This is a genomic window from Georgenia subflava (genome assembly GCF_009193155.1).
Classification (GTDB): Bacteria; Actinomycetota; Actinomycetes; order Actinomycetales; family Actinomycetaceae; genus Georgenia; species Georgenia subflava.
In genome coordinates this window covers 294,651-319,321 of record NZ_VUKD01000005.1, presented here as the reverse complement: position 1 = coordinate 319,321, position 24,671 = coordinate 294,651, and the positions used below count along the sequence as shown (strand labels likewise).

At 73.4% G+C, this 24,671-nt stretch carries 23 protein-coding genes; 14 read left to right on the top strand and 9 right to left on the bottom strand.

The annotated features are described in order from the left end of the window. Window positions 1–276 precede the first annotated feature (276 nt). The gene (locus GD748_RS17310; protein WP_226921537.1) at window positions 277–1,167 is read right to left on the bottom strand and encodes an NUDIX hydrolase; all 891 of its coding nucleotides are present in this window, start codon (window positions 1,165–1,167) and stop codon (window positions 277–279) included. Window positions 1,168–1,348: 181 nt separating this feature from the next. Beyond that, window positions 1,349–3,193, bottom strand: a complete 1,845-nt coding sequence (locus GD748_RS17305) for an ATP-binding protein (protein ID WP_152196464.1) — start codon at window positions 3,191–3,193, stop codon at window positions 1,349–1,351. 281 nt (window positions 3,194–3,474) lie between these two features. Between GD748_RS17305 and GD748_RS17300 the strand changes: the two genes are divergently transcribed. Then, complete coding sequence (locus tag GD748_RS17300) at window positions 3,475–4,323, top strand: uracil-DNA glycosylase (protein ID WP_152196463.1); 849 nt, start codon at window positions 3,475–3,477, stop codon at window positions 4,321–4,323. Here GD748_RS17300 and GD748_RS17295 read toward each other — a convergent pair. The 4 genes from GD748_RS17295 to GD748_RS17280 all read right to left on the bottom strand — a co-directional run bounded on the left by GD748_RS17295 (window position 4,307) and on the right by GD748_RS17280 (window position 8,754). Beyond that, on the bottom strand, window positions 4,307–4,972 hold the full coding sequence (locus GD748_RS17295) for a Maf family protein (protein ID WP_152196462.1): 666 nt from the start codon (window positions 4,970–4,972) through the stop codon (window positions 4,307–4,309). The two genes, GD748_RS17300 and GD748_RS17295, sit on opposite strands and share 17 nt — an antisense overlap. Before the next feature lie 22 nt (window positions 4,973–4,994). Further along, window positions 4,995–6,686 (bottom strand): DUF885 domain-containing protein, encoded by a 1,692-nt coding sequence (locus GD748_RS17290; protein WP_152196461.1) that lies wholly within the window; start codon window positions 6,684–6,686, stop codon window positions 4,995–4,997. 92 nt (window positions 6,687–6,778) lie between these two features. Continuing rightward, a complete protein-coding gene (locus tag GD748_RS17285) occupies window positions 6,779–7,138 on the bottom strand; it encodes an acyl-CoA carboxylase subunit epsilon (RefSeq protein WP_152196460.1) in 360 nt (119 codons plus the stop codon). After that, the gene (locus GD748_RS17280; protein ID WP_405002702.1) at window positions 7,135–8,754 is read right to left on the bottom strand and encodes an acyl-CoA carboxylase subunit beta; all 1,620 of its coding nucleotides are present in this window, start codon (window positions 8,752–8,754) and stop codon (window positions 7,135–7,137) included. The genes GD748_RS17285 and GD748_RS17280 overlap by 4 nt, the downstream gene beginning before the upstream one ends. Window positions 8,755–9,091: 337 nt before the next feature. Between GD748_RS17280 and GD748_RS17275 the strand changes: the two genes are divergently transcribed. Beyond that, the gene (locus tag GD748_RS17275) at window positions 9,092–9,766 is read left to right on the top strand and encodes a helix-turn-helix transcriptional regulator (protein ID WP_193313003.1); all 675 of its coding nucleotides are present in this window, start codon (window positions 9,092–9,094) and stop codon (window positions 9,764–9,766) included. A gap of 126 nt (window positions 9,767–9,892) precedes the next feature. Here the strand turns inward: GD748_RS17275 and fdxA are convergent, their stop codons facing one another. Continuing rightward, window positions 9,893–10,231, bottom strand: a complete 339-nt coding sequence (gene fdxA / locus GD748_RS17270) for a ferredoxin (RefSeq protein ID WP_152196458.1) — start codon at window positions 10,229–10,231, stop codon at window positions 9,893–9,895. 87 nt (window positions 10,232–10,318) lie between these two features. Between fdxA and GD748_RS17265 the strand changes: the two genes are divergently transcribed. From GD748_RS17265 to GD748_RS17245, 5 genes are all read left to right on the top strand, one after another. Continuing rightward, window positions 10,319–10,780, top strand: a complete 462-nt coding sequence (locus GD748_RS17265; protein WP_193313002.1) for a hemerythrin domain-containing protein — start codon at window positions 10,319–10,321, stop codon at window positions 10,778–10,780. 71 nt (window positions 10,781–10,851) lie between these two features. Next, window positions 10,852–11,685 carry a biotin--[acetyl-CoA-carboxylase] ligase gene (locus GD748_RS17260; RefSeq protein WP_152196456.1) on the top strand — a complete coding sequence of 278 codons (834 nt, stop codon included), beginning with the start codon at window positions 10,852–10,854 and terminating at the stop codon, window positions 11,683–11,685. A gap of 20 nt (window positions 11,686–11,705) precedes the next feature. Continuing rightward, on the top strand, window positions 11,706–12,812 hold the full coding sequence (locus GD748_RS17255) for an adenylate/guanylate cyclase domain-containing protein (protein ID WP_226921536.1): 1,107 nt from the start codon (window positions 11,706–11,708) through the stop codon (window positions 12,810–12,812). Between the two features lie 179 nt (window positions 12,813–12,991). Beyond that, window positions 12,992–13,678: a response regulator transcription factor gene (locus GD748_RS17250; protein WP_152196455.1), complete on the top strand. Its 687-nt coding sequence runs from the start codon at window positions 12,992–12,994 to the stop codon at window positions 13,676–13,678. A gap of 6 nt (window positions 13,679–13,684) precedes the next feature. Further along, complete coding sequence (locus tag GD748_RS17245; protein WP_152196454.1) at window positions 13,685–15,007, top strand: sensor histidine kinase; 1,323 nt, start codon at window positions 13,685–13,687, stop codon at window positions 15,005–15,007. A 185-nt stretch (window positions 15,008–15,192) separates the two neighbouring features. On the opposite strand, the gene GD748_RS17240 is transcribed toward GD748_RS17245, so the two are convergent. After that, a complete protein-coding gene (locus GD748_RS17240; RefSeq protein ID WP_226921534.1) occupies window positions 15,193–15,819 on the bottom strand; it encodes a GtrA family protein in 627 nt (208 codons plus the stop codon). Window positions 15,820–15,873: 54 nt separating this feature from the next. On the opposite strand from GD748_RS17240, the gene GD748_RS17235 reads away from it, so the two are divergent. The 6 genes from GD748_RS17235 to GD748_RS17210 all read left to right on the top strand — a co-directional run bounded on the left by GD748_RS17235 (window position 15,874) and on the right by GD748_RS17210 (window position 23,442). Then, the gene (locus tag GD748_RS17235) at window positions 15,874–17,097 is read left to right on the top strand and encodes a 5-(carboxyamino)imidazole ribonucleotide synthase (protein ID WP_264372487.1); all 1,224 of its coding nucleotides are present in this window, start codon (window positions 15,874–15,876) and stop codon (window positions 17,095–17,097) included. A gap of 85 nt (window positions 17,098–17,182) precedes the next feature. After that, the gene (purE, locus tag GD748_RS17230) at window positions 17,183–17,710 is read left to right on the top strand and encodes a 5-(carboxyamino)imidazole ribonucleotide mutase (RefSeq protein WP_152196452.1); all 528 of its coding nucleotides are present in this window, start codon (window positions 17,183–17,185) and stop codon (window positions 17,708–17,710) included. A gap of 158 nt (window positions 17,711–17,868) precedes the next feature. Continuing rightward, on the top strand, window positions 17,869–19,815 hold the full coding sequence (locus tag GD748_RS17225) for an aconitate hydratase (RefSeq protein ID WP_226921532.1): 1,947 nt from the start codon (window positions 17,869–17,871) through the stop codon (window positions 19,813–19,815). Window positions 19,816–19,990: 175 nt separating this feature from the next. Beyond that, window positions 19,991–21,235 carry a hypothetical protein gene (locus GD748_RS17220; protein ID WP_152196450.1) on the top strand — a complete coding sequence of 415 codons (1,245 nt, stop codon included), beginning with the start codon at window positions 19,991–19,993 and terminating at the stop codon, window positions 21,233–21,235. Continuing rightward, entirely contained in the window at window positions 21,232–22,197 is a 966-nt protein-coding gene (gene galE, locus GD748_RS17215) for a UDP-glucose 4-epimerase GalE (RefSeq protein WP_152196449.1), read from the top strand. Before GD748_RS17220 ends, galE begins: the two co-directional genes overlap by 4 nt. A 78-nt stretch (window positions 22,198–22,275) precedes the next feature. Next, entirely contained in the window at window positions 22,276–23,442 is a 1,167-nt protein-coding gene (locus tag GD748_RS17210) for an acyltransferase family protein (RefSeq protein WP_152196448.1), read from the top strand. Here the strand turns inward: GD748_RS17210 and GD748_RS17205 are convergent, their stop codons facing one another. Then, window positions 23,443–23,862, bottom strand: coding sequence for a CoA-binding protein (locus GD748_RS17205; protein ID WP_152196447.1), 420 nt, complete (start codon window positions 23,860–23,862; stop codon window positions 23,443–23,445). A gap of 314 nt (window positions 23,863–24,176) precedes the next feature. Here GD748_RS17205 and GD748_RS20300 point away from each other — a divergent pair, with 314 nt between their 5' ends. Further along, the gene (locus GD748_RS20300) at window positions 24,177–24,671 is read left to right on the top strand and encodes a glycine zipper domain-containing protein (protein ID WP_405002701.1); all 495 of its coding nucleotides are present in this window, start codon (window positions 24,177–24,179) and stop codon (window positions 24,669–24,671) included.

Sequence of the window (24,671 nt, the reverse complement as noted above, 5' to 3'; positions counted from 1 at the left end):
GAACTGCTGACTACTTGCGTACCCTTCCATCAGGGGCCTCCATCGTCGTTGAGAGTGAAGCCACCTCCAGGATCTACCTCTGGAGGGACTCCCGAGGAGCGGAGGCCCCGCTCCTTCATGCCATCACGCTGCGGCGGTGTCGGTGGCGTGAAAACGGTGCGGAAGGTGTCGTTCGGCGAGAAGGGGCCGACGGGCGAGGGGAAGGCGTCGCGTGTGGGCGCGCGGCGAGTGACGGCGCGCGGCGGGTGCGGGCGGCGACGGAGCTGGTGTCGGGGGTCAGTGACGCACGAGACGCGGGCCGACGGTGCGCGCGCCGAGCGCCTCCACGCGCCGGCGCAGCTCGCGGTCGGCGGTGGCGACGACGACCTCGTTCACGCCGTCGGCGGCCAGCCGCGCGACGGTGTCGACGACCGCGTCGTCCCCGCTGCCCGGGGCGGCCACGACCTCGACGCCGTCCACGGGGGCCACCCCGCGGGCCGCGCCCTCGGTCACGAGCACCACCCGCGGGAACCAGGTCTGTCCGGGCAGACCGACGGCGGCGGCGTCGATCCCCGCCGGACCTGCGCCCGCGAGGTGGTCGCGCAGCCGCTCGGTCGCACCGTGCCGGTCGGCCCACCACCCGTCCGGGCGTGAGCCGACCACGTTCGCGGCGTCGACCACGAGCACCAGCCGGCGCAGCATGGTGCGCAGCTCGGGCAGCGCGTCGCCGAACGCCGGCAGCAGCTCGTGGTCCGCCAGGTCGTCGAGCGGGACCCAGGCGATCTCGAGGCTCTCCGGGTCCGACACGTGCGGGTCCAGCGGCCCGACCGCCTCGGCCACAACCGTGGTGTACGACCAGTCGGGGTGCACCAGGGCACGGGCGGCGTGCACGCGCAGCGACGTCGCGTCCAGGCCCGCTTCCTCGACCGCCTCGCGGACGGCGCCCGCCACCGGCGTCTCGCCGTCGCTGAGCGCCCCGCCGGGCAGTCCCCAGGTGCCGCCGTGGTGGGACCACAGCGCGCGGTGCTGCAGGACGAGCTCGGGCCCGTCCTCGGCGATGCGCCACAGCAGCAGCCCGGCCGCGCCGTTCAGGCCCCAGTGCCTGCTCCCGCACGCGCACTCGACCCAGCCGTCGCCCGGCTGGCGGTGCACGCGGGCGTCCGGTGGGCGGCCGGCGGGGGAGGTCACCCGCTCAGCCTGGCAGACCCGGGTCTCGCGGTCGCCCCACACCAGTGCCGGGTCTCGCCCCCACGCCGGTGCCGGGTCTCGTGGTCGCACCTAACAGCAGGGACGTGGCGGCGCGGTCGCCCCCACAACCAGTGCGGGGTACGGGGTCGTCCCACGCCGGTGCCGGGCCCGGGAGTGTTGCTCAGCCCTGGTCGTCCGCGGGATCGATCTGGCAGATGACCGCGCCGGTCGCCACGTTCTGGCCGACGGCGGCGGCCATGCCCTGCACCCGGCCGGCACGGTGGGCGACGAGCGGCTGCTCCATCTTCATCGCCTCCAGGACGACGACGAGGTCGCCTGCGGCCACAATCTCGCCGTCGGCCACCGCCACCTTGACGATCGTGCCCTGCATCGGCGAGGTGAGCGACGCGCCGTTGGCGCCGGCCGCGCTCCCGGCGCGAGCGGCCGCGGTCCGGCGCACCGGCCGGCGGGTCGCCCCGCGCAGCCCGCCGGAGATGCCCAGCCCGGCCGGGATGACGACCTCGAGCCGCTTGCCGCCGACCTCGACGACGACCCGCTCGGTCGCCTCCGCGGACTCCTCGGCGGCCGGTGCCGGCACCGGGGCGTCCTGCCGGGTCGAGGGGAGGGCGCGCAGGCGCTCGGCGTAGTCGGACTCGATCCAGGTGGTGTGCACCCGGAAGTCCTCGGCGCCGCCCGCCGCGACGAAGTCGTCCTCGGTGAGCACCGAGCGGTGGAACGGCAGGACCGTGGGGAGACCGATGATCTCGGTCTCGCGCAGCGCGCGCCGCGCCCGCTCGATCGCCTGGGTGCGGGTGGCTCCGGTGACGATGATCTTGGCCAGCATGGAGTCGAAGGCCCCGGAGACCGAGTCCCCGCCGACCACGCCGGTGTCCACGCGCACGCCCGGCCCGGAGGGCCAGGTAAGGGAGGAGATCGTGCCGGGCGCCGGCATGAACCCCGACGCCGGGTCCTCCCCGTTGATCCGCAGCTCGATCGAGTGGCCGCGGGTGGCGACGGCGTCGTAGCCGAGCGTCTCGCCGGCGGCCACGCGCAGCTGCTCGCGCACGAGGTCGATCCCGCTGACCTCCTCGGTCACGGGGTGCTCGACCTGCAGCCGGGTGTTGACCTCGAGGAAGGAGATGGTGCCGTCCACCCCGACGAGGAACTCGCAGGTGCCGGCGCCGACGTACCCGGCGGTGCGCAGGATCGCCTTGGAGGCCTCCACGAGCTGGGCCTCCTGCGCCTCGGTCAGGAACGGCGCCGGGGCCTCCTCGACGAGCTTCTGGTGGCGGCGCTGCAGCGAGCAGTCACGGGTGGAGACGACGACGACGTTCCCCTCGGCGTCGGCCAGGCACTGCGTCTCGACGTGCCGGGGCCGGTCGAGGAAGCGCTCCACGAAGCACTCGCCCCGCCCGAACGCGGCGACGGCCTCGCGGACGGCGGAGTCGAAGAGCTCGGGGATCTCCTCGCGGGTGCGCGCGACCTTCAGGCCGCGACCGCCGCCGCCGTAGGCGGCCTTGATGGCGATCGGCAGGCCGTGGGCGTCGGCGAAGGCGAGGACCTCGTCCGCGTCGGCGACCGGGTCGGCGGTGCCGGGCACGAGCGGGGCACCGACCTGCTGGGCGATGTGCCGGGCGGTGACCTTGTCGCCCAGGGCCTCGATGGCCTCCGGCGGCGGGCCGACCCACACGAGGCCGGCGTCGATGACGGCGCGCGCGAAGTCGGCGTTCTCGGAGAGGAACCCGTACCCGGGGTGGACGGCGTCCGCGCCGGAGCGGCGGGCGACGTCGAGGATCTTCGCGGCGTCGAGGTACGTCTCGGCGGCGCGCATGCCGCCGAGCGCGAACGCCTCGTCGCTGAGCTTGACGTGCAGGGCGTCGCGGTCCGGGTCGGCGTAGACGCCCACGGTGGCGATGCCGGCGTCGCGGCACGCGCGCGTCACACGCACGGCGATCTCGCCGCGGTTCGCGATGAGCACCTTCTTCAGCCGGCGTCGCTGTGCCGGCCGGCTCGAGGTGCTCGTCATGAACGCTCCTTGGTGGTGGGTCGATGGGACCGGCGGCTGGGTCGTCAGGGCCGACCGGTGGCCGGGTCGGCGGGCTGACCGACCCACGTTAGCCGTGGGGACCGGGCGGCTCCCAGCCCGACCTGCCGGGGCCGGGCAAGTCTGTTCAACCCGTCAAGCGTGACTCGGGTGCATTGTGGGATGTCCACAACCCTCGGCCGGGTGACGGGGAACATGATGGCCCTTGTTGTAGCAGCCGTACAAATCGTGCCGGCCGCGTCGGCCGACGGCAGGATGGCCTGATGGTTGTGCCCCCCTCGCCAGACGTCGTGCCCCTGCCGCACCCCGTGACCGGCCGGCTCTTCGGCTCGCCGGTGCCGCCGGGGACGGGCTGGCCGGGCGACCCGGCGGGGCCGACCACGGCAGCGGCCACGACGGCGGAGCAGGTCGCCGAGCTCGCCGGCGCCGTCCGGGACGTGGCCGACCTGGACGCCCACGTGTCGGTGTGCCGCGCCTGCCCGCGCCTGGTCGCCTGGCGCGAGTCGGTCGCCACCACCGGCCGGCGCGCCTCCTTCGCGGACCAGCCCTACTGGGGCCGGCCGGGCCCGGGCTTCGGTGACGCCCGGCCCCAGGTGCTGGTCGTCGGGCTGGCGCCGGCGGCGAACGGCACGAACCGGACGGGCCGGCTCTTCACCGGCGACCGCAGCGGCGACTGGATCTACGCCGCCCTGCACCGCGCGGGGTATGCGAGCCAGCCCGAGAGCTGGGCCGCCGGCGACGGGCTCACGCTGACCGGGATCCGGATCGTCTCCGCCGTGCGCTGCGCGCCGCCGGCGAACCGGCCGACGCCGGACGAGCGTCGCACCTGCGGGCAGTGGCTGGACCGCGAGATCACCTTCGTCGCGCCCGGCCTGCGCTCGATGCTCGCCCTCGGGTCCATCGGCTGGGACGCGGCGCTGGCCGCGGCCCGCCGCCTCGGCTGGACCGTACCCCGACCCAAGCCCCGCTTCGGGCACGGCGTGGAGACCGAGCTCCGCACCCCGGAGGGGCGGCCGGTCCGGCTGCTGGGCAGCTACCACGTCAGCCAGCAGAACACCTTCACCGGCAAGCTGACCGAGGAGATGCTCGACGCCGTCATCGCCCGGCTGTGAGCGCGGTCGTGCTCCACAGCTCGGGCACCGTCACACCGACCTGGCCGAGGAGGTCGCGCAGGAGCGGCAGGCTCAGCCCGACCACGCCGTGATGGTCGCCCTCGATGCCGGTCACGAACGGGCCGCCCAGCCCGTCGACCGTGAAGGCACCCGCGACGTGCAGCGGCTCGCCGGTCGCCACGTAGGCGTCGATCTCGGCATCGGTGAGGTCGGCGAAATGCACCACCGTGGACGACGTCGCGCCCACCTCGTCCGTGCCGGTCCCGATCAGCCAGTGGCCGGTGTGCAGCACGCCGGTGCGCCCGCGCATCGCCCGCCACCGGGCCGCCGCCTCCGCGGCGTCCGCCGGCTTGCCGACGACGGTCGGGCCGGTGCCGTCGTCGAGCTCGAGCATCGAGTCGCAGCCGAGCACCAGGTCGGCCGCGGTCCGAGCGGTCGCCCGGACGTCGCGCGCCTTCGCGCGTGCCAGGAGCAGCACCTGCTCGGCCGCCGGGACCGGCCCGGTGCCGGCCGCGGCCGCCGCGGCGGCCGCCTGGTCGAGCAGCGCCGGCTCGTCGACGGAGGAGACCTGCACCTGCGGCTCGATCCCGGCCGAGCGGAGGGTTGCGAGGCGGGCGGGGGAGGCCGAGGCGAGCAGCAGGGTCGTCACCGGGGCAGCCTACGGTCGGCGCTCAGGCGAGCGCCTCGCGCAGCACGTCCAGGCCCACCGAGCCGACGTCCAGGGCGCGGCGGTGGAAGACCTTGAGGTCGAACTCCTCGCCGCGGGCCTCGGCACCGGCGCGGGCGGTGTCGCGGGCCTCCTCCCAGAGCCGCTGGCCGATCTTGTAGCTCGGCGCCTGCCCCGGCCAGCCGAGGTACCTGTCGAGCTCGAAGGCGAGGAAGCCCTCGGCCATGTTCGCGTTGGCCCGCAGGAAGTCCCACGCCTTGGCTGCGTCCCACGTGCCACCGCCCCACTGCTCCGGTGCGGGCTTGCCCAGGTGCACGCCGATGTCGAGCACCACCCGGGCGGCGCGCAGCCGCTGCCCGTCGAGCATGCCCATGCGGTCGCCCGGGTCGTCGAGGAAGCCGAGATCGGCCATGAGCCGCTCCGCGTACAGGGCCCAGCCCTCGCCGTGGCCGCTGACCCAGGACGCCATCCGGCGCCAGAGGTTGAGCAGCTCCGCCCGGTACGTGGTCTGGCCGATCTGCAGGTGATGACCGGGCACGCCCTCGTGGTAGACGGTGGTGCGCTCGCGCCAGGTGGCGAACTCGGTGACCCCCTCGGGCACGGACCACCACATGCGGCCCGGGCGGGAGAAGTCCGCGCTGGGGCCGGTGTAGTAGATGCCGCCCTCGTGGGTGGGGGCGATGAGGCACTCCAGGCGGCGCACCGGCCCGGGGATGTCGAACTGGGTGTCGGTCAGGGCCGCGAGCGCCTCGTCCGAGGTGACCTGCATCCAGGCCTTCAGGGCGTCGGTGCCGTCGAGCAGCCGGTCGGGGTCGCGGTCCAGGCGGGCCATCGCCTCGGTGATGTCCGTCCCGGCGCCGTAGAGCTCGTCGGCGACCTCCTGCTGCTCGGCCACGATCCGGGCGAGCTCGGCCAGGCCCCACTCGTAGGTCTCGTCCAGGTCCACCTCCGCCCCGAGGAAGTACCGCGACCACAGGGCGTAGCGCTCGCGGCCGACGGCGTCCTCGCGCGGCGCGTCCGGCGCGAGCTCCTCGCCGAGCATCCGGGCGAGGTCCGCGTAGGCCTGCCGCGCGTCCGCGGCACCGGCCCGCAGCGACTCGGCCAGCGCCGTCGTGGGGGCCTCGCCGTCGGGCCTCGCGCCGTCGACGAAGGTGGTGAAGAAGGAGGTGTCGGCGTCGGCCAGCGCGTCCGCCTGCTTCAGGCAGGCCTCGACCTGGCGCAGCGCGGCGACGCCGCCGTCGGCCTGGGCCGCGCGCAGCGACTCCTGGTAGCCCTCGAGCGCGGCCGGGATCGCCTGGAGCCGCTGGGCGATCGTCTGCCAGTCCTGCGCCGTCGCCGTCGGCATGAGGTCGAAGACCTCGCGGACCGCCTGGACCGGGGAGGCGATGACGTTGAGGTCGCGGGTCAGCTCGCCGGCCTCGGCCAGCTCGACCGCCAGGCCGAGGCGCTCGCGCATGGCGGCGTGCGTCACCCGGTCGACGTCGTCGGCCGGCTCGATAGTCGCCAGCTCGGCCAGGGTGGCGCGCTCGAGCATGGTGCGCTCCTCGATCCCGGCGGGGGAGAGGTCGGGCAGCCGGTGGTCGTGCCCCGGCAGGCCAAGGCCGGTCGCGGCGATCGGGTCGAGGGCGACGCTGCGATGGACGTAGGCGTCGGCGATCGCGTCGGTCGGGGTGGCGGTGCGGGTGGGCTCAGACACGTCTCGAGCGTAGACCCGACGCCGTTGGGGCCTGCCATCCTGGCGCGATCTCCGGCGTCGTGGGAGACGGGGGCAGCTTCTCGATGCGCGACTCAGGGATGCATCGACCAGCGCCAGGTTCCCGCCCCGGCGGCCGCCGGGGCGCCCAGCGGCCGCCCGCGGTCGGTCCAGCAGCCGCGCACGCTCTCCGCGGCGGCGTCGGGCAGGCCGCCGAGCTCGTCGCTGCGCGTGCGGGCCGCGACGATCCCGGCCACCAGGGCGGCGAGCTCGACCTCGTCGGGCCGGCCGTGCAGCACCCGCACGGCCGGTGACGTCATCAGCGCCGGCCCGGCGTCCGCCAGGTCCTCGGGCCGTAGCCGGCCGAGCGCCTCGGTGACGGCGTCGTCCTCGCCGTCGGCCGACCACTCCGCCGGCGAGCCGGCGGAAGTCTGCGGGAGATCGGCCGTGGTCACAGCGGGATGTTCCCGTGCTTCTTCGCGGGCAGCGTCGCCCGCTTGGTCCGCAGCGCACGCAGGGCCTTGACGATCTGCACCCGCGTCTCGGCCGGGGCGATGACGGCGTCGACGTAGCCGCGCTCGGCCGCCTCCCAGGGGTTGACGAGAGCCTCCTCGTACTCGGCCACGAGACGCGCGCGCTCGGCCTCGACGTCGCCGCCGGACTCGGCCACCTGCTTCAGCGCCCCGCGCTGGAGGATGTTGACCGCCCCGCCGGAGCCCATGACGGCGATCTGCGCGGTGGGCCAGGCGAGGTTGACGTCCGCGCCGAGCTTCTTCGAGCCCATGACGATGTACGCGCCGCCGTAGGCCTTGCGCGTGATGAGCGTGACGAGCGGCACCGTCGCCTCGGCGTAGGCGTAGATGAGCTTGGCGCCGCGGCGGATGATGCCGTTCCACTCCTGGTCGGTGCCGGGCAGGAACCCGGGCACGTCCACGAAGGTCAGCACGGGGAGGTTGAAGGCGTCGCAGGTGCGCACGAAGCGGGCGGCCTTCTCCGAGGCGCCGATGTCCAGGGTTCCGGCCATCTGCAGCGGCTGGTTCGCGACCACACCGACGGGGCGGCCCTCCACGTGCCCGAACGCGGTGATCATGTTCGGCGCGTACCCGGGCTGGACCTCGAGCATCTCGCCGTCGTCGAGGACCTGCTCGACGACGGTGCGCATGTCGTAGGGCTGGTTGTCGGAGTCCGGGACGAGCGTGTCGAGCGACCGGTCGTCCTCCGAGACCTCCAGGCCGGCGGCCGCCTCCGCCTCGGAGACCGGCCAGCTCGGCGGATCGGAGAGGTTGTTGGACGGCAGGTAGCTCAGCAGGGCACGGACGTAGTCGATCGCGTCGTCCTCGTCGGCGGCCTGGTAGTGCGCGACGCCGGAGCGCTGGTTGTGCGTGGCCGCGCCGCCGAGCTCCTCGAACCCGACCTCCTCGCCGGTGACCGCCTTGATGACGTCCGGGCCGGTGATGAACATGTTGGAGGTGCCCTCGGCCATGACGATGAAGTCGGTGAGGGCGGGGGAGTAGACCGCGCCGCCGGCGCTGGGCCCGAGGATGAGCGAGATCTGCGGGATGACGCCGGACGCGGCGACGTTGCGGCGGAAGATCTCGGCGAACTGCGTCAGCGCGGCCACGCCCTCCTGGATCCGTGCGCCGCCGCCGTCGGAGATGCCGATCAGCGGCACCCCGGTGCGCAGCGCCATGTCCATCACCTTGGTGATCTTCTGGCCGTGCATCTCACCGAGGGACCCGCCGAAGACGGTGAAGTCCTGGGAGTACACGCACACCTGGCGTCCGTCCACGGTGCCGTAGCCGGTGACGACGCCGTCGCCCGCGATCCGCTTCTTCTCGAGCCCGAAGTTGGTCGAGTGGTGCGTGGCGAACGCGTCGAGCTCGGTGAACGAGCCCGGGTCGAGCAGCGCCTCCAGGCGCTCGCGGGCGGACTTCTTCCCGCGCTTGTGCTGCTTCTCCTCGGCGACGGCGGCCGGTCCGGCGATCCCGCGCTCGTGGCGGTCGGCCAAGTCGGCGAGCTTCTCCGCGGTGGTGGAGGTGGGCGCCGGGGTCGGCAGCGGCGAGGACGCCACGGACGGCTGTTCGGAGGGCGGGGCGCTGGCGGTGGTCGGGTCGGTCACGCCCGCCAGCGTAGTTGTCGGTTCCCCACGTCTCGCTGCGGGGAGCGTGCGTGTCCGGCCCGGCTCGGTTGTCGGAGTCCCACAAAACGCGCGGAGAGGCGCAGGTCGCCGGTGCGGATCGGTTTCCGACCATTCGCTCCTGGAACATCCGTAAGGGAATGACCGTACGGATGTTCCAGGAGCCGCCGTGTTGCCTGCCGCCGCGCCGCCGTGCCGCGGCTGTGCCGTGGCGCGTCACAGTTCCGCCGCGCCGTCCGTCCGCCCAGGCCCCGGTGGCACGATGGGGCCCATGGCGACGCAGGACCGGGACTCGCGCGGGCCGCGCTCACGCAGTCAGGTGCTGCGTGCCCTCCGCGGTGCCCCGGACGGACTGGCAGCGCGCGAGATCGCCGGTCTCGTCGGGCTCCACGTGAACTCCGTGCGGTTCCACCTCGGACGCCTTGTCTCCGACGGTCTGGTCGAGCGCGCCACCGCGCCGAGCGGCGTGCCGGGGCGTCCCGCGCTCCGCTTCACCGCCGTCGCCCGGCCGAGCTCGCGCGACGCCGCCCGCGACTTCCGCTCCCTGGCCGAGGTGCTGGCCGCGCTCGTCGCCGATCTGGGTCCGTCCGGCGCGCTCACCGAGCAGGCCGGACGGGCGTGGGGGCAGTCGCTCGCCGGGCCGGATGCGGGCGGTATCACCGACTCCGAGGCGGCGCTGACCCTGCTGGTCGACGCGCTCGAGGAGGTCGGCTTCGACCCGGGCACCCGCACGGTGGGGGAGCGGATCGAGGTCCTGCAGCAGCACTGCCCGTTCCTCGAGGTCGCCGAGGCGCACCGCGACGTCGTCTGCACCGTCCACCTTGGCCTGATGCGCGGGCTGCTGGAGCGCACCGACGCACCCCTGCTCGTCGAGCGGCTTGTTCCGTTCGCGACGCCGCAGGGATGCATCGCGGAGCTGCGGCACCGGGACGCGTCGCGGAGTTGACGTACCGCTGCACGAACGCAGCGGGACCGACGGACGCACTCGGGGCGGGCGCACGTGCGACAGGCGTGCAAGCGACACACGCAACCCGACCGAGACCAGGGGAGCGGGTGGGCTCGCAGCCGAAGGTCAGGTTCGGGGATGCGTGGCGACCAGCTCGGTGTCGGCGCCGATCGCGCCGAGCTTGGCTGCGCCGCCCGGGGAGCCGAGCGCCGTCGCCCGTCCGGGCAGCGGCTGGTCGAAGAAGCGCGCGTTGTCTGCCAGGAAGGCCTCCTGGCCGTCGGGCAGATCGTCCTCGTAGGTGATCGCCTCGACGGGACAGACCGGCTCGCACGCTCCACAGTCCACGCACTCGTCCGGATGGATGTACAGCGTGCGCTCGCCCTCGTAGATGCAGTCGACCGGGCATTCGTCAACGCAGGCGCGGTCCATGACATCGATGCACGGAGCGCCGATCACGTAGGTCATCTCATCTCCTTACGACCCTTGCATTCTTCGCCGCCAAGGCGGTTAATACAAGTACGACTCGTGCAAACTGATCCGAGGGAGAGAACGATGAGTTCCACCGCCGCCGAGCCCGCCGTCCGGGCCGCCGAGGAGCACCACGCCGAGCTCTGGGCCGAGCTGACCGAGGCCACGTACGCCCTCATCGACGCGGTCGCGCGCGGTGAGGACGCCGGCCCGGCGCGCGCCGCCCTGCTGGACTACCTCCGGGCCGAGGTGATCGCCCACCTGCGCACCGAGCAGCTCGTCCTGTACAACCTCGCCCGGGGTGCCGGACTGCAGCCGCTGGTCGCCTCTCTCGAGCTCGACCACCGTGCGATCCTGCGACTGGTCGAGACCCTGGAGAACGCGCCGTCCGATCTCGCCGCCGCACTGGCGGCCCGCTCGCTGCTCCTCCTCTTCGCGCTGCGCATGGAGAAGGAGGAGAAGGTGCTGCTCCCGGCGCTCGCCGAGCACGGCATCGACGTGGCCGACCTGCTGGCCGGGCGGCCCGAGGTCGTGGGCGCCCGCTGACACCGCCTGGTGCGGCGGTTCCGGCGCGACGCCGAAGTCCTGCCACGGCCCGGGAGTGGTTGGCTGGTGCCATGGACGATGCCGCACCCTCCAGCCCCTTCGCGCGGGTGGAGCGCGTCGAGCGCACCGGCTCGACGAACACGGACCTGCGCGCGGCTGCCGCCGCCGACCCCGGCGCCTGGCCGCACCTCTCGGTGCTGGTCGCGCGCTCGCAGGAGGCTGGGAAAGGCCGGGCTGGACGGGCCTGGGTCACGCCGGCGGGCACGGCGCTCACCGCGTCGGTGCTCCTTCGCCCGCGCGTCCCGCCCGCGCGGCTGCCGTGGGTGACCCTGCTCGCCGGGCTGGCCCTGCACCGCGCCTGCGCCACGCTTGCCCCCGGTGTCCCGACCGGGCTCAAGTGGCCCAACGACCTCCTTGCCCTGGGCGTCGGCGAGGAGCTCGACGGTTGGGGCCGGGACCGCAAGCTCGCCGGGATCCTGACCGAGGCCCTGCCCCCCGCACCACCACCCGGCCGGCCAGGTGCCGCCGTCGTGCTGGGCGTGGGCCTGAACGTGGCCCAGGACCGTGCGCAGCTCCCCGTGCCGTGGGCGACGTCGCTGCGCATCCTCGGCTCCGCGGCCGCACCCTCCGACGCCCTGGACGCGCTCGGCCGGGAGCTCGCGGCGGTGCTGCGGCGCTGGGAGGAGGCCGACGGCGACGCCGAGAGCTCCGGGCTCGCCGACGACGTCCGCGCGGCCTCCACGACCCTCGGCCGGCAGGTCAGCGTCGAGCTACCTGGCGGCGAGATCATCCAGGGACGGGCCGACGATCTCGGGCCCGACGGGCACCTGCTCGTGACCACCACGGAGGGCGCCACGGTGACCGTCGCCGCCGGCGACGTCCTCCACGTGCGGGTGCCCGGCTGACCGGACGATACGCTCGGGGTGTGAGCGCAGACACGGACGGGGCACCCTCGAGGCCCTCCGACGGTGAGCTGCCCGACGGTCCGCGCGCGGACGACATCGGCGAGACCTCGAGCCCGCCCCACGTCTCCTCGACCGTCCAGGACTACCTCGAGCAGCTCCTCGGCGGCTCGCTGCGCTACACGATCGTCGAGATGGCCGAGCAGGCCGGCGTCAGCGTCGACTTCGCCCGCACGTTCTGGAAGGCCATGGGGTTCCCTAACGTCCAGGACCACGTGGCGATGTTCGGCGACATCGACATCAACGCGCTGCGCGTGATGGGCGCGCTGCTCGACGACGGGCGCATCGACACCACCACGGCGATCTCGCTGCTGCGGGCCCAGTCCCACACCACCGACCGGCTCGTGCTCTGGCAGACCGAGACGCTCGTCGACGGCGCCGCCCGCAGCCTGGAGCTCGACGACGTCTCCGCCCGCCTGGTCGTCCTCGACAAGCTCCCCGGGATCGTCGACGTGCTCCAGTCGCAGCTCAACTACTCCTGGCGGCGCCAGCTCGCCGCGCTCATGGTCCGCACCGAGGCCGAGGTCGCGGACAGCCGCCGGCCGGACACCGACCCCTTCCACATGCCGCTGCGGCGGGCGCTGGGCTTCGTGGACATGGTCGCCTACACCCGGCGTTCCACCGAGCTCGGCACCCACGCGCTCGCCGAGCTGGTCCAGACCTTCGAGTACACCTCGCGCGACGTCATCACCAGCCACGGCGCCCGGGTCGTGAAGACCATCGGCGACGCCGTGCTGTACATCGCCGACGACGTCACCACAGCCGCCGACGTCGCCGCGGAGCTCGTCGCCGAGCTGCAGGCCAAGAAGGACATGCTCCCGGTGCGCGCCTCGCTCGTGTGGGGCGGCGTGATCTCCCGCAACGGCGACGTCTTCGGCCCGACCGTCAACCTCGCCTCCCGCCTGGTCGACGTCGCCCCGCCAGGCGCCATCCTCATGGACCAGGCGACGGCGGACGCGATGGCCGCCGGCCCCGCCGCCAGCCGCTACACGATGGTGCGCCGCGAGGTCGCCGAGCTGCAGGGACTGGGGCAGGTGGCCCCCATCGAGCTGCGTCGTCGGCCCGTCTGACCCGCACTGCCCGGACCGCGACGGCAGGGGCCCGCCCGCCCGACGACGACGCCGTCCACCGCTCCGACCCGCTGCGGCAGCGACGCCGACGACACCGTCGGCAAGCGCGTGACCTGCACAGTCGTCCGACGGTGAAGATCATTTGACCCGTTCTTGGGATTCTGCCCTACGATGACGACGTGACTAACGTGCTGCTCGTAGAGGACGACCCGGCCATCGCCGAACCGCTGGCCCGCGCCCTCGGTCGGGAGGGCTACGACGTCCGTCCGCACGGGACCGGACAGGCCGCGATCGACGACCTCGCCAACGGGGTGGACCTGGTGGTCCTGGACCTCGGACTGCCGGACATGGACGGCCTCGACGTCGCCCGCCACATCCGCAACCAGGGCCTCACGCTGCCGATCCTCGTGCTCACCGCCCGGGCCGACGAGGTCGACCTGGTGGTTGGCCTGGACGCCGGCGCGGACGACTACGTGACCAAGCCGTTCCGGCTGGCCGAGCTCCTGGCGCGCGTGCGGGCGCTGCTGCGGCGCGCCGGCGGCGACATCACCGAGGAGGACGAGCTCGTCGCGCAGGACGTCCGGGTGGACGTCGCCGCGCACCGGGCCTTCCGGGGCAGCCGGGAGATGCACCTGACGGCCAAGGAGTTCGAGCTGCTGCGCGTCCTCGTGCGCGACGCGGGCTCCGTCGTCGGCCGCGAGACCCTCATGCGCGAGGTCTGGGGGACCGACCCGACCGGCTCGACCAAGACGCTGGACATGCACGTGTCCTGGCTGCGGCGCAAGCTCGGTGACGACGCCAACGACCCGAGGTACATCACCACGGTGCGCGGGATGGGCTTCCGCTTCGAGACCTCCGGGAGCTAGTCCGCCGTGCGCCGTCGCGCCATCCAGATGATCGTCACCGCCGTGACGGTGGCGGTGCTCATCCTCGGGGTGCCGATGGCCGTGTTCGGCGCGATCTTCGTCTGGGAGGGCGAGCAGTCCTCTCTGGACGTGCGCGCCTCCCACCTCGGCCGTTCCGTCGAGCGTCGCATCGCCGACGGCCTGGACCTCGACAACGCGATGCTCGAGCCGTGGGTGGGCGGCAGCACCAACCTGGAGGCGGCCATCCTGGTGCGCGCCCCGGGCGGCGAGGAGTTCCGGGCCGGGCCCGTCTTCACCGACCGGGTGGTGCGCTCCTCCCAGCTGACGCCGTCCGGGGGGACCATCCAGATGGACGTCGACGCCGCCGAGGTGCGGTGGAAGGCCATCCAGGTGGTGGCCTTCGTGATCGCCGGGGCGATCGCCGCGCTCCTCGTCGGTGTCATGGTGGCGCGGCGCCAGGCCCGCAAGCTCTCGGCACCGCTGATCTACCTCGCCGCCTCCGCCGAGCAGATCGGTTCCGGGCAGGTGCGCCCGCGGCTGAAGCCCTCCGGGGTGGAGGAGATCGACCTCGTCGCCGCCGAGCTGGTGCGGACCTCCGACCGGATGGCCGGACGCCTGGCCGCCGAGCGGCAGTTCGCCGCCGACGCCTCCCACCAGCTGCGCACGCCGCTCACGGCGCTGTCGATGCGGCTCGAGGAGATCCTCACGGTCGCCGAGAAGGAGGAGGTCCGCGAGGAGGCCCGGGTCTCGCTCGAGCAGGTCGAGCGGCTCACCGGCGTGGTCGAGGACCTGCTGCGCACCTCCCGCTCCTCGCGGGGCGGCACCACCGAGGCCCTCCACCTGGGCGAGGTGTTCGCCCAGCAGGAGGAGGAGTGGGCGAAGAGCTACCGGAAGGCGAAGCGCGAGCTCATCCTCGACGACGCCGCCGGCATCGCGGTCCTCGCCTCGCCCGGGTCGCTCGCGCAGGTGCTCGCGACCCTGCTGGAGAACGCCCTGAAGTACGGCGCCGGCACCACCAAGGTGATCACGCGGGAGTCCGGCACCGGCAACGGGGTATTCATCGACGTCTCCGACGAGGGCGAGGGCGTCGACGACGAGCTCGCCCCCGAGATCTTCACCAAGCACGTGTCCGGCGGCTCGGGTACGGGCCTGGGGCTGGCGCTCGCCCGCGACCTGATCGCGGCCGACGGCGGTCGGCTCGAGCTGAGCCAGCGCCGCCCCCCGGTCTTCACGATCTTCCTCAACGCGCTACCGGCCTCGCTCGACCCGGACGTGGTGCTCCCGCAGGGGGCGCTGGTCTCGGTGGGGCGCCGACGTCGTCGGCGCTGACGGCGACGAGAGGCGTCGGCCCTGACAGCTACGAGAGCCTTCGGGCGCCGCGGGGTTGCTGCTCGGGACTGCCGGCGCCGCCCCCAGTCCTCGCCCGGAGGGGCTGGTTGAGCTATCGGGCGCCGATATCGGTGACCAGTCGGAGATCGTGACGCGCCGGGCGGAGCCGTCGGTAGGACCGGTGCTCAGTGCCGCGCGGGCCCGGTGAAGACCAGGTAGCGGTAGCACAGGTACCGGAAGGCGGTCCCGAGCACGAGCCCGACGCCGTTGGCGGCGATGTTGTCCGCCACCGGTGAGGTGAGGCCGAGCACGTAGTGGCTCACCGCGAGGCAGGACACGGCGATCGCCATCCCACCGAGGTTGACCAGCACGAACATGAGCAGCTCCCGCCGCGCGGAGGAGCGTCGGGTGCCCGCGAAGGTCCAGTGCCGGTTGCCCAGCCAGGCGACGACGACCGACACGGCTACCGAGATCACCTTGGCCGTCAGCGGCTTGTCGCCGAGCAGCTCGCCCGGGCCGAAGCGCAGCAGGTTGAACAGGCCGACGTCGACGACGAACGCGGTGCCGCCCACCGCGCAGAACTTGACCAGCTCCAGCAGCCACGCCAGCACCGACTGCCCGCGCAGGAGCCGCTGCGCCGTCCGGCCGAGCCGCGTCGACGCGGCACCGGGGACGTCGACGACCGTCGAGGCCGTGGCAGCCGTGGCGGCCGCGGCCCCGGCGGCACCGCCGGCGACCGGAGCTCCCGCCGTCCCAGCGCCGTCGCCAGGAATGCCGCGCGGGGCGGCCTCCTGGGTGCGGGACGTGGTCACCCGCCCAGCGTAACGGCGCCCCGGTACGGCGGACCCTTCCGGACGCGAGACGTGGTGACCGGCACAGGCTCACGGCGGCTACGCTCGACCACCGTGGATGCACCGGTGGTGGCAGTCGTGGGCGGGGGCCAGCTGGCCCGGATGATGCAGCAGCAGGCGATCGCGCTAGGCGTGCAGCTGCGCGTGCTCGTCGAGTCGCCCACCGTGGCCACGGCCCAGGTGGTGCCGGACGCCCCGGTCGGCGCCGCGGCCGACGCCGACGCGGTCCGCGCGCTCGTCGACGGCGCCGCCGTGCTCACCTTCGAGCACGAGCACGTCCCGGGCGACCTGCTGCGCGCCCTGGAGGCCGAGGGCGTGCCCGTGCGGCCGGGGCCGGACGCCCTGGTCCACGCGCAGGACAAGATCGTCATGCGCACCCGCCTCACCGAGGTCGGCGTGCCCTGCCCGGCCTGGGCCGCCGTCGCCACCGAGGACGAGCTGGCGGCGTTCGGCGACGCCACTGGCTGGCCGGTGGTCGTCAAGACCGCCCGCGGCGGGTACGACGGCAAGGGGGTCCGCGTGGTGGGTTCCGCCGCAGAGGCCGCCGACTGGCTGACGCGGCTCGCACCCGGAGAGGCGTTGCTGGCCGAGGAGAAGGTGCCCTTCACCCAGGAGCTCGCGGTGCTCGTGGCCCGGCGGCCATCCGGCGGCCCGGACGGCGCCGGCGAGGTGCGCATGTGGCCGGTCGTGCGCACCGTCCAGGAGAACGGCGTGTGCGCGGAGGCGGTCGCGCCCGCGCCCGGCCTCTCGGCGGAGACCGCGGCCCGGGCCAAGGAGATCGGCGAGCGCATCGCCACCGGCCTCGGCGTCACCGGCGTGCTCGCCGTCGAGATGTTCGAGGTGCACCACGACGACGGCAGCTCGCGCCTCGTCGTCAACGAGCTCGCCATGCGCCCGCACAACTCCGGCCACTGGACCATCGACGGCTCCGTCACCAGCCAGTTCGAGCAGCACCTGCGCGCCGTCCTGGACCTGCCGCTGGGGGAGACCGCCGCGACGGCCGAGCACAGCGTCATGGTCAACCTGCTGGGCTCGGCCCTGGCCGACCCGCGCGACGCCTACCCCGAGCTGATGGCCCGCTACCCGCAGGCCAAGGTGCACCTGTACGGCAAGGAGGTGCGCCCGGGGCGCAAGCTCGGGCACGTCACCGTCACCGGGCCCGACCTCGACGAGGCCCGCCGGGTCGCGCGCGGTGCCGTGGCCCTGCTCCGCGGGGACGACGTCGTGCGCTCTCGGTGAACCGGGCGGCTCGCGTCACGTCTGCGGTGCCAGACTGACGCGAGGCACCGGCTCCGGCGCCTGTCGTGGGTTCGAGGAGGCAGTGATGGGTGCAGCGGTCGGGATCGTCATGGGGTCGGACTCCGACTGGCCGGTGATGAAGGACGCCGCCGACGTCCTCGCCGACTTCGGCATCGAGACCGACGTCGACGTCGTCTCCGCCCACCGCATGCCCGCCGAGATGATCGACTACGGGCGCACCGCCGCCGAGCGCGGCCTGCGGGTCATCGTCGCCGGGGCCGGGGGAGCGGCCCACCTGCCCGGCATGCTCGCCGCCGTCACGCCGCTGCCCGTGATCGGGGTGCCCGTGCCGCTGCAGCACCTCGACGGCATGGACTCCCTGCTCTCCATCGTGCAGATGCCGGCCGGCGTCCCGGTGGCCACGGTCTCCATCGGCGGCGCCCGCAACGCCGGCCTGCTGGCCGCCCGCATCCTCGCGGCCGGCACGGACGACGGCGCCGCCCGGGTGCGCGAGCAGATGGTCACGTTCCAGGAGGGGCTGCGCCAGGCCGCCCAGGAGAAGGGCGCCCGGCTCCGGTCGCAGCGCGGCGGCAAGGTCGGCTTCGGCGCGTGACCGGGTCGGCCGCGACGGACGCGAGGGACGCGACCGGGCCGGCCGGCTGACCGGCCCCGGGTCCCACGGCCGCGCCAGGTACCGGATCGGGCGCACGCCGCGACCTGCGCCGTCGTCGTGGGTAGGGTCGAGGGGACCCCTAGCCGATGGAGGCGGTCATGCCCGGCGTCGCGCACAAGCTCATCCAATCCCACCTCGTCTCGGGGGAGATGGTCCCCGGCGCGGAGATCGGGCTGCGCATCGACCAGACGCTCACCCAGGACGCCACCGGCACCCTGGTCATGCTCGAGCTCGAGGCGATGGAGCTCGACCGCGCCCGCACCCAGCTGTCCGTGCAGTACGTCGACCACAACCTCCTGCAGACGGACGAGAAGAACGCCGACGACCACCGCTTCCTGCGCTCGGCCTGCCGCCGGTGGGGGATCTGGTACTCCAAGGCCGGCAACGGCGTCTCGCACCCCACGCACATGCAGCGGTTCGGGGTCCCGGGCACCACGATGGTCGGCTCGGACTCGCACACCCCCGCGGCCGGGTCGCTCGGCATGCTCGCCATCGGCGTGGGCGGCCTCGAGGTGGCGATGGCGATCGCGGGGCAGCCGCTGCACCTGGTGATGCCGGAGATCTGGGGCGTGCGCCTGACCGGTGAGCTGCCGCACTGGGTCAGTGCGAAGGACGTCATCCTGGAGATGCTGCGCCGCCACGGCGTCAGCGGCGGACGGGGCCGCATCATCGAGTACCACGGGCCGGGGCTGGCCGGACTGACGGCGATGGACCGCCACGTCATCGCCAACATGGGCGCCGAGCTCGGCGCCACCACCACGGTCTTCCCGGCCGACGACGCCGTCCGCGCCTTCCTGCGCGCGCAGGACCGCGAGGACGCCTTCACCGAGATCGTCGCAGACGCCGGGACCACCTACGACGTCGACGAGGAGATCGACCTCTCGACCCTCGAGCCGCTCATCGCCCGGCCGAGCTCACCGGGGAACGTCGTGCCGGTGCGCGAGGTCGTGGGCGAACCGATCGGCCAGGTCGTCATCGGCTCCTCGGCCAACCCCGGCCTGCGCGACTTCGCCGTCGCCGCCGCCATGGTCAAGGACCGGCAGACCCACTCCGGGGTCAGCTTCGACGTCAACCCGACCTCCCGCGAGCTCCTGCAGGACCTGACGAAGATGGGCGCCACCTTCGACCTCATCTCGGCCGGCGCGCGCATCCACCAGTCCGGCTGCATGGGCTGCATCGGCATGGGGCAGGCCCCGGCCAGCGGGTCGAACTCGCTGCGGACCATGCCGCGCAACTTCCCGGGCCGCTCCGGCGCCCGCGAGGACTCGGTGTGGCTGTGCTCCCCGGAGACCGCCGCCGCCTCCGCCCTGGCCGGCGTCATCACCGACCCGCGCGAGTGGGCGGCCACCGAGGACGTCACCTACCCGGTGCTGGACCTGCCGGAGCGGGCGAGCGTCAACACCGCCATGCTCGAGCCGCCCCTCGACGCCGCGGAGGCGGCCGACGTCGAGCTGGTCAAGGGACCGAACATCACGGCCCTGCCCGAGTTCGACCCGCTGCCCGAGAGGCTCGAGGGCCCGGTGCTCATCAAGGTCGGCGACGACGTCTCCACCGACGAGATCAGCCCGGCCGGGGCCCGCGCGCTGCCGTTCCGCTCCAACATCCCCGCGCTCGCCGAGTTCGTCTTCGACCAGATCGACCCCGACTACACCGCCCGAGCCCGGGCGCAGAGCGGCCCGCACCTCGTCCTGGCGGGCGACAACTACGGGCAGGGCTCCTCCCGGGAGCACGCGGCCATCGCCCCGCGGTACCTCGGGCTGCGCGCGGTGGTCGCGAAGTCCTTCGCCCGCATCCACTGGCAGAACCTCGCCAACTTCGGGATCCTCGCGCTCGAGCTGGTCGACCCCGCGGACTACGACCGGGTCGAGACCGACGACGTCCTCGCCGTCGAGGGGCTCACCACCGCGCTCGCCGCCGGCCCCGAGCTGACCGTGCACAACGTCACCCGGGACGAAGACTACCCGGTGCGACACCGCCTCTCGGCGCGGCAGGTGGAGATGGTCGTGGCGGGCGGTCTGATCCCGGTCCTGCGCGCCCGGACCTGACCTCGGCCGGCGTGCGTCCAGGACCGGCTGTCTGAGCACGCCGGGACGGCACGGCTGCGCGCACCGGGATCCGCACGGCTGCCACCGACGGCGGCTCGGGCGGCTACGGTGTGGCCATGGCCCGAGAGCGCGAATGCTGACACGACTGCGAAGCGTCCGAGACGTCCTTCGCTTCGTGATCACCTCGGAAGTCACGTACGTCGCGGCCGCGTTCATCACGCTCGTCGGCCTGCTGCCCCTGATCCCCGGCTGGTCGGTCCTCGGGAGCGCGGTGGTCACCGGGATCGGCGTGGTGCTCGGGCTCCTGCTCCTCGTGTCCGACACGCGGCACCTCGTCCGCCGGTGGTCCGGCTGGGAGTTCCGCCGTCGCGAACCCGCCTTCGAGCGGAGCGACCTGCCGCCGGTCCCGGGACTTCCGGTCGCCATGGTCCTCGACCGCGGCGTCGTCGCGACGGACGACGACGTCAACCGGCACCTGCGGCACGCGGTGCAGAAGGTGGTCTGGCGCGCGGAGCCGTATCGGCTCGAGGGCGACCTGCGGCAGGCCGCCCCGTACGTGCTGCGCCGGTCCACCTCGAGCCGACTGCCCTTCAACGGGCCGTGCGTGCGGCTCGAGACCGACATCGACGCCGACCTGCTCCGCGACGACGGCGACGTCTTCCTCCGGCCCGCGAGCTTCTTCGACGCGCTGTGCTCCAACGAGCTGACCGCGTGGGCGATCGACCGCTGGGACAAGCCGTGGCGATTCCGCGAGGAGTTCCTGCTCGACTCCCACGGCGGCGTGCGGCCGCTCGACCAGAGCGAGCTGGCGAACGTCGTGGGCGTCTCGACTCTCGCGATCACCTCGGACGACCACCTCCTGATCGTCCTGCAGTCGCGCCGGTCGTCGGCGAGCGCAGAGCTCTGGGCGCCGTCGGGATCCGGTTCGCTGGAACCACGCGACGTGGTCGCCGATGTCTCGACGACGCTGCAGGAGGTGGTGACCAAGGGCGCCGAGCGCGAGCTCGTGGAGGAGTGCGGCATCAGGCCCGCCTCCATCGTGGCCAGCACGGTCCTCGGCTTCGGCCGCTGGCTGGACCGTGGCGCGAAGCCGGAGTTCGTCTGCCTGACGGCGCTCGACCTGTCGTCGGCCGAGGTCGTGGCCCGCCCGGCACGGACCTCGGACGAGAAGCTCTGGACGACCCGGGTGGAGACGCTGCCGCTGTCGCTGAGCGCCGTGCCCGGATCGGTCGACGGTGACGACGCGGCGCGCCGCGATGCCGTCAAGGCCCTCGTCGACGGCGACGCCCGCCTCGCGGGGAGCACCTCCGTCCCGCTGGCATTCGGGCTCGCGTGCCTGGTCACGGCACTGGAGGACCGGCCCGAGCTGCTGGAAGACTTGCGCGCCGGAGCTACGCGGACGAGAGGACTTCCCACATGACATGGCTCGTCACCGGAGGCGCCGGGTACATCGGCTCGCACGTCGTCCGCGCCTTCGAAGACGTCGGCCTGGACGTCGTCGTGATCGACGACCTGTCGAGCGGCCACCGGGAGTTCGTCCCCGGGGCCGTCCCCTTCGTCCACGGCGACCTGCTCGACACCGGCCTCGTCGAGGGGACGATCCGTGAGCACGGGGTCACCGGCGTCGTCCACGTCGCCGGGTTCAAGTACGCCGGCGTGTCCGTCAGCCGCCCGCTGCACACGTACGAGCAGAACGTCACCGCCACCGTCAGCCTCCTGCGCGCCATGGCGGCGAACGACGTCGACAAGCTCGTCTTCAGCTCGAGCGCGGCGGTCTACGGCACGCCGCGCACCGACCTCGTCACCGAGGACAGCCCGGTGGCCCCCGAGTCGCCCTACGGCGAGTCGAAGCTCGTCGGGGAGTGGCTGCTCCGGGACATGCAGCGTGCCGCCGGCCTTCAGTACACCGCCCTGCGGTACTTCAACGTCGTCGGCTCCGGCACGCCCGAGCTGTGCGACACGAGCCCGCACAACCTCTTCCCGCTCGTCATCTCGGCGCTGGTCGAGGGACGCACGCCGACCATCAACGGCGACGACTACGACACCCCGGACGGCACGTGCGTGCGCGACTACGTCCACGTGAGCGACCTGGCCGTCTCCCACGTCGCCGCCGCCCGGCGGCTGGCGGCCGGCGAGCCGCTGGCGCCGGTGTACAACCTCGGCAGCGGCACGGGGCTGTCGGTGCGCGAGATCATGGACGCGATGGTCCGGGGGACCGGTATCGACTTCCAGCCCGAGGTGCGCGCGCGGCGGCCGGGCGATCCCGACCGGATCGTGGCGTCCGGCGGCCTGGCAGCGCAGGACCTGGACTGGGCCATGCGCCACACGGTCGACCAGATGGTGCGCAGCGCGTGGGAGGCGCGGCGCGCGAGTCGGGACTGATGTGCGGTGGGTCACATCGTGACCGAATCGTGACATTCGAAGTGCGGCCCCGTCGGGCCCGACCTAGCGTGAACAACCATGGCCACGACTCTGCGCCCCGAGACGCAGGCACCAGCACGGGTCGGCACCGACCTGTCGGTCCCGGCGAGCAGCCCTCCCCGCCTGTACGCGATCGACGGGCTCCGCTTCGTCGCCGCCCTCGCCGTCGTGGTCTACCACTACGCCGCCCGGTGGTCGCAGGTCTGGGGTGACGAGCCCGGCGTCGTCTTCCCGGAGATCGGCCCGGTCGTCATCTACGGCGTGCTCGCGCCCGAGCTGTTCTTCGTCGTCTCCGGCTTCGCGATCCTTATGACCGCCTGGGGGCGCGACGTCCCGCACGTCGTCGCCTCCCGGCTGGCCCGGCTCTACCCGTCGTACTGGATCGCCGTGATCGCCACCTCGGTGCTGCTGCTGTGGATCTGGCCGGCCGGCAAGGACATCAGCGTCGGCGAGGCCCTGGTGAACCTCACGATGCTGCAGGAGGCCTTCGACGTCCGGCACGTCGACGGCGTCTACTGGACGCTGTGGACCGAGCTGCGGTTCTACGCCCTCATGGTGATCTTCGTCGCCGTGGGGATCACGCGGAAGCGGCTGCTGTGGTTCTGCGCGGTCTGGCCGGTCGTCGCCCAGCTGGCGCGGGAGCTCGCGCTGCCCGAGGTCATGCGGGTGATGCTGATCGAGCAGTACGCCCCCTTCTTCGCCGGCGGGATGCTGCTGTACCTGATGTACCGCGAGGGGCACGCCCGGCTGCCGTGGCTGCTGGTCGCGATGAACGTCGCGCTGGCGGTGCGCAACACGATCCCCTGGCAGATGGAGTCGGTGACCACGAACACGGTGTTCACGCCGAGCCCCGTGGTGCTGGGAGTCCTGACGGCGGGGTGCTTCGTGCTCGTCGCCGTCCTGACGATGACGCGGCTGCAGCGGCTGCCGTGGGCGTGGCTGATGCCGCTGGGCGCCCTGACCTACCCGCTGTACCTCATCCACGAGTTCTGGGGCTGGTGGCTGATCGACCAGCTCTCCGGGCACGCGAACCGCTGGGTCGTGCTCGGCGCCGCCATCACGCTCGCCCTGGTCATGGCCTGGGGCATCTGGCAGGTGGAGAAGCGCGTCTCCCCGCGCGCGCGGCGGTGGCTCGAGCGGACCCTGCGGCGCGGCCGGGGCCGGGCGCCGTCGCCATCGGGTCAGGCGGCCACGAAAACCGCCTGATCAGCCGACCCCGAGCCGCGGCCCCTCGATCGCCGGGCAGGTGTCCATCACCACGTCCAGGCCCGCGGCGGCGGCCCGCTCGGCGGCGGCCTCGTCGACCACCCCGAGCTGGAGCCACACGGCCTTCGCACCGACCGCGATCGCCTGGTCGACGACGTCACCGGCCAGCTCGGAGCGGACGAAGACGTCGACGACGTCGATCGTCCCCGGGACCTCGGCGAGCGTCGCGTAGCCGGTGGCTCCGTGGACCGTGTCCGCCTTGGGGTGCACCGGGACGATCTCCATCCCGAGGTCGCGCTGGACGTACCGGGCGATGTTGTACGCGGTGCGGGCGGGGTTCTCGGACAGGCCCACCACGGCCCAGCGGCCGGGCGTGGTGAGAAGGCGTCGGGTGACGGTGGGGTCGTTGACGTGGGTCATGAGCCCAGCCAATCACGAGCCGCGACGGCATGCTCCGCTCCCACTGTGGACAACGTCACGAGCCGGCGAGGGTGCGGTCCACCTGCATGACGTAGACGAACTGGGAGGGGTAGTCGGCCAGGCCCTCGCCGTCGATCTGCTTGACGTTCTGGACGAAGACGTCGAGAAGGCCGTGCTCGCGCCACAGGTCGAGGTCGTAGGACGGCTCCCACTCGCCGAGGGAGTCCACGGTGAGGCTCGTGACGTCCCACTCGCCTGAGTGCAGCCCGTGCAACGAGGCCAGGGCGGCAGTTCCGCCAAAGTCGACATCCCGGATGATCAGATGCACGGTGGCGGTTGCCCCGGAGCCGCTCACCAGGATCTGCGGACGGGCGATCGGCAGCGCCTTCGTCCCCGCGCCGCTCAGCGTGAACGGCGTCTCACGGATGCCTGTATTGATCGTCGTCCAGGGCTCGTCGGTCTCGGCGACGGTCGCGACCCTGTGTGCGGCGGTCGTGACGGTCGCCCGCTCCACGACGGGCGCATCGGCGGTATCGACCGTCGGATCTTCGAGCGTCGGTGCCTCCGTGGGTGCGTCTGTTTCCTCGTCCGCTGGTTCCTCGGTGAGGTTCTCCGTGGGATCCACGCTGGGCTGCGCGGTCGGCTCGGCCGTGGGCTCGTCGGTGGGTTCCTCGGTCGGTTCGGCCGTGGGCTCCTCGGTCGGCTCCGCGGTTGGCTCGGCCGTCGGCTCCTGGGTTGGCTCTGCCGTAGGTTCCTCGGTCGGTTTCTCCGTGGGTTCTGGTTCGGGCTCCGGCTCAACCGTCGGATGA

Bases quoted from the DNA above. Each gene is read 5' to 3' on its own strand.
- GD748_RS17305 (WP_152196464.1), bottom strand. From the start codon at position 3,193: ATGACGAGCACCTCGAGCCGGCCGGCACAGCGACGCCGGCTGAAGAAG.
- GD748_RS17300 (WP_152196463.1), top strand. From the start codon at position 3,475: ATGGTTGTGCCCCCCTCGCCAGACGTCGTGCCCCTGCCGCACCCCGTG.
- GD748_RS17275 (WP_193313003.1), top strand. From the start codon at position 9,092: ATGGCGACGCAGGACCGGGACTCGCGCGGGCCGCGCTCACGCAGTCAG.
- fdxA (WP_152196458.1), bottom strand. From the start codon at position 10,231: ATGACCTACGTGATCGGCGCTCCGTGCATCGATGTCATGGACCGCGCC.
- GD748_RS17265 (WP_193313002.1), top strand. From the start codon at position 10,319: ATGAGTTCCACCGCCGCCGAGCCCGCCGTCCGGGCCGCCGAGGAGCAC.
- GD748_RS17260 (WP_152196456.1), top strand. From the start codon at position 10,852: ATGGACGATGCCGCACCCTCCAGCCCCTTCGCGCGGGTGGAGCGCGTC.
- purE (WP_152196452.1), top strand. From the start codon at position 17,183: ATGGGTGCAGCGGTCGGGATCGTCATGGGGTCGGACTCCGACTGGCCG.
- GD748_RS17225 (WP_226921532.1), top strand. From the start codon at position 17,869: ATGCCCGGCGTCGCGCACAAGCTCATCCAATCCCACCTCGTCTCGGGG.
- galE (WP_152196449.1), top strand. From the start codon at position 21,232: ATGACATGGCTCGTCACCGGAGGCGCCGGGTACATCGGCTCGCACGTC.
- GD748_RS17210 (WP_152196448.1), top strand. From the start codon at position 22,276: ATGGCCACGACTCTGCGCCCCGAGACGCAGGCACCAGCACGGGTCGGC.
- GD748_RS17205 (WP_152196447.1), bottom strand. From the start codon at position 23,862: ATGACCCACGTCAACGACCCCACCGTCACCCGACGCCTTCTCACCACG.
- GD748_RS20300 (WP_405002701.1), top strand. From the start codon at position 24,177: ATGATCAGATGCACGGTGGCGGTTGCCCCGGAGCCGCTCACCAGGATC.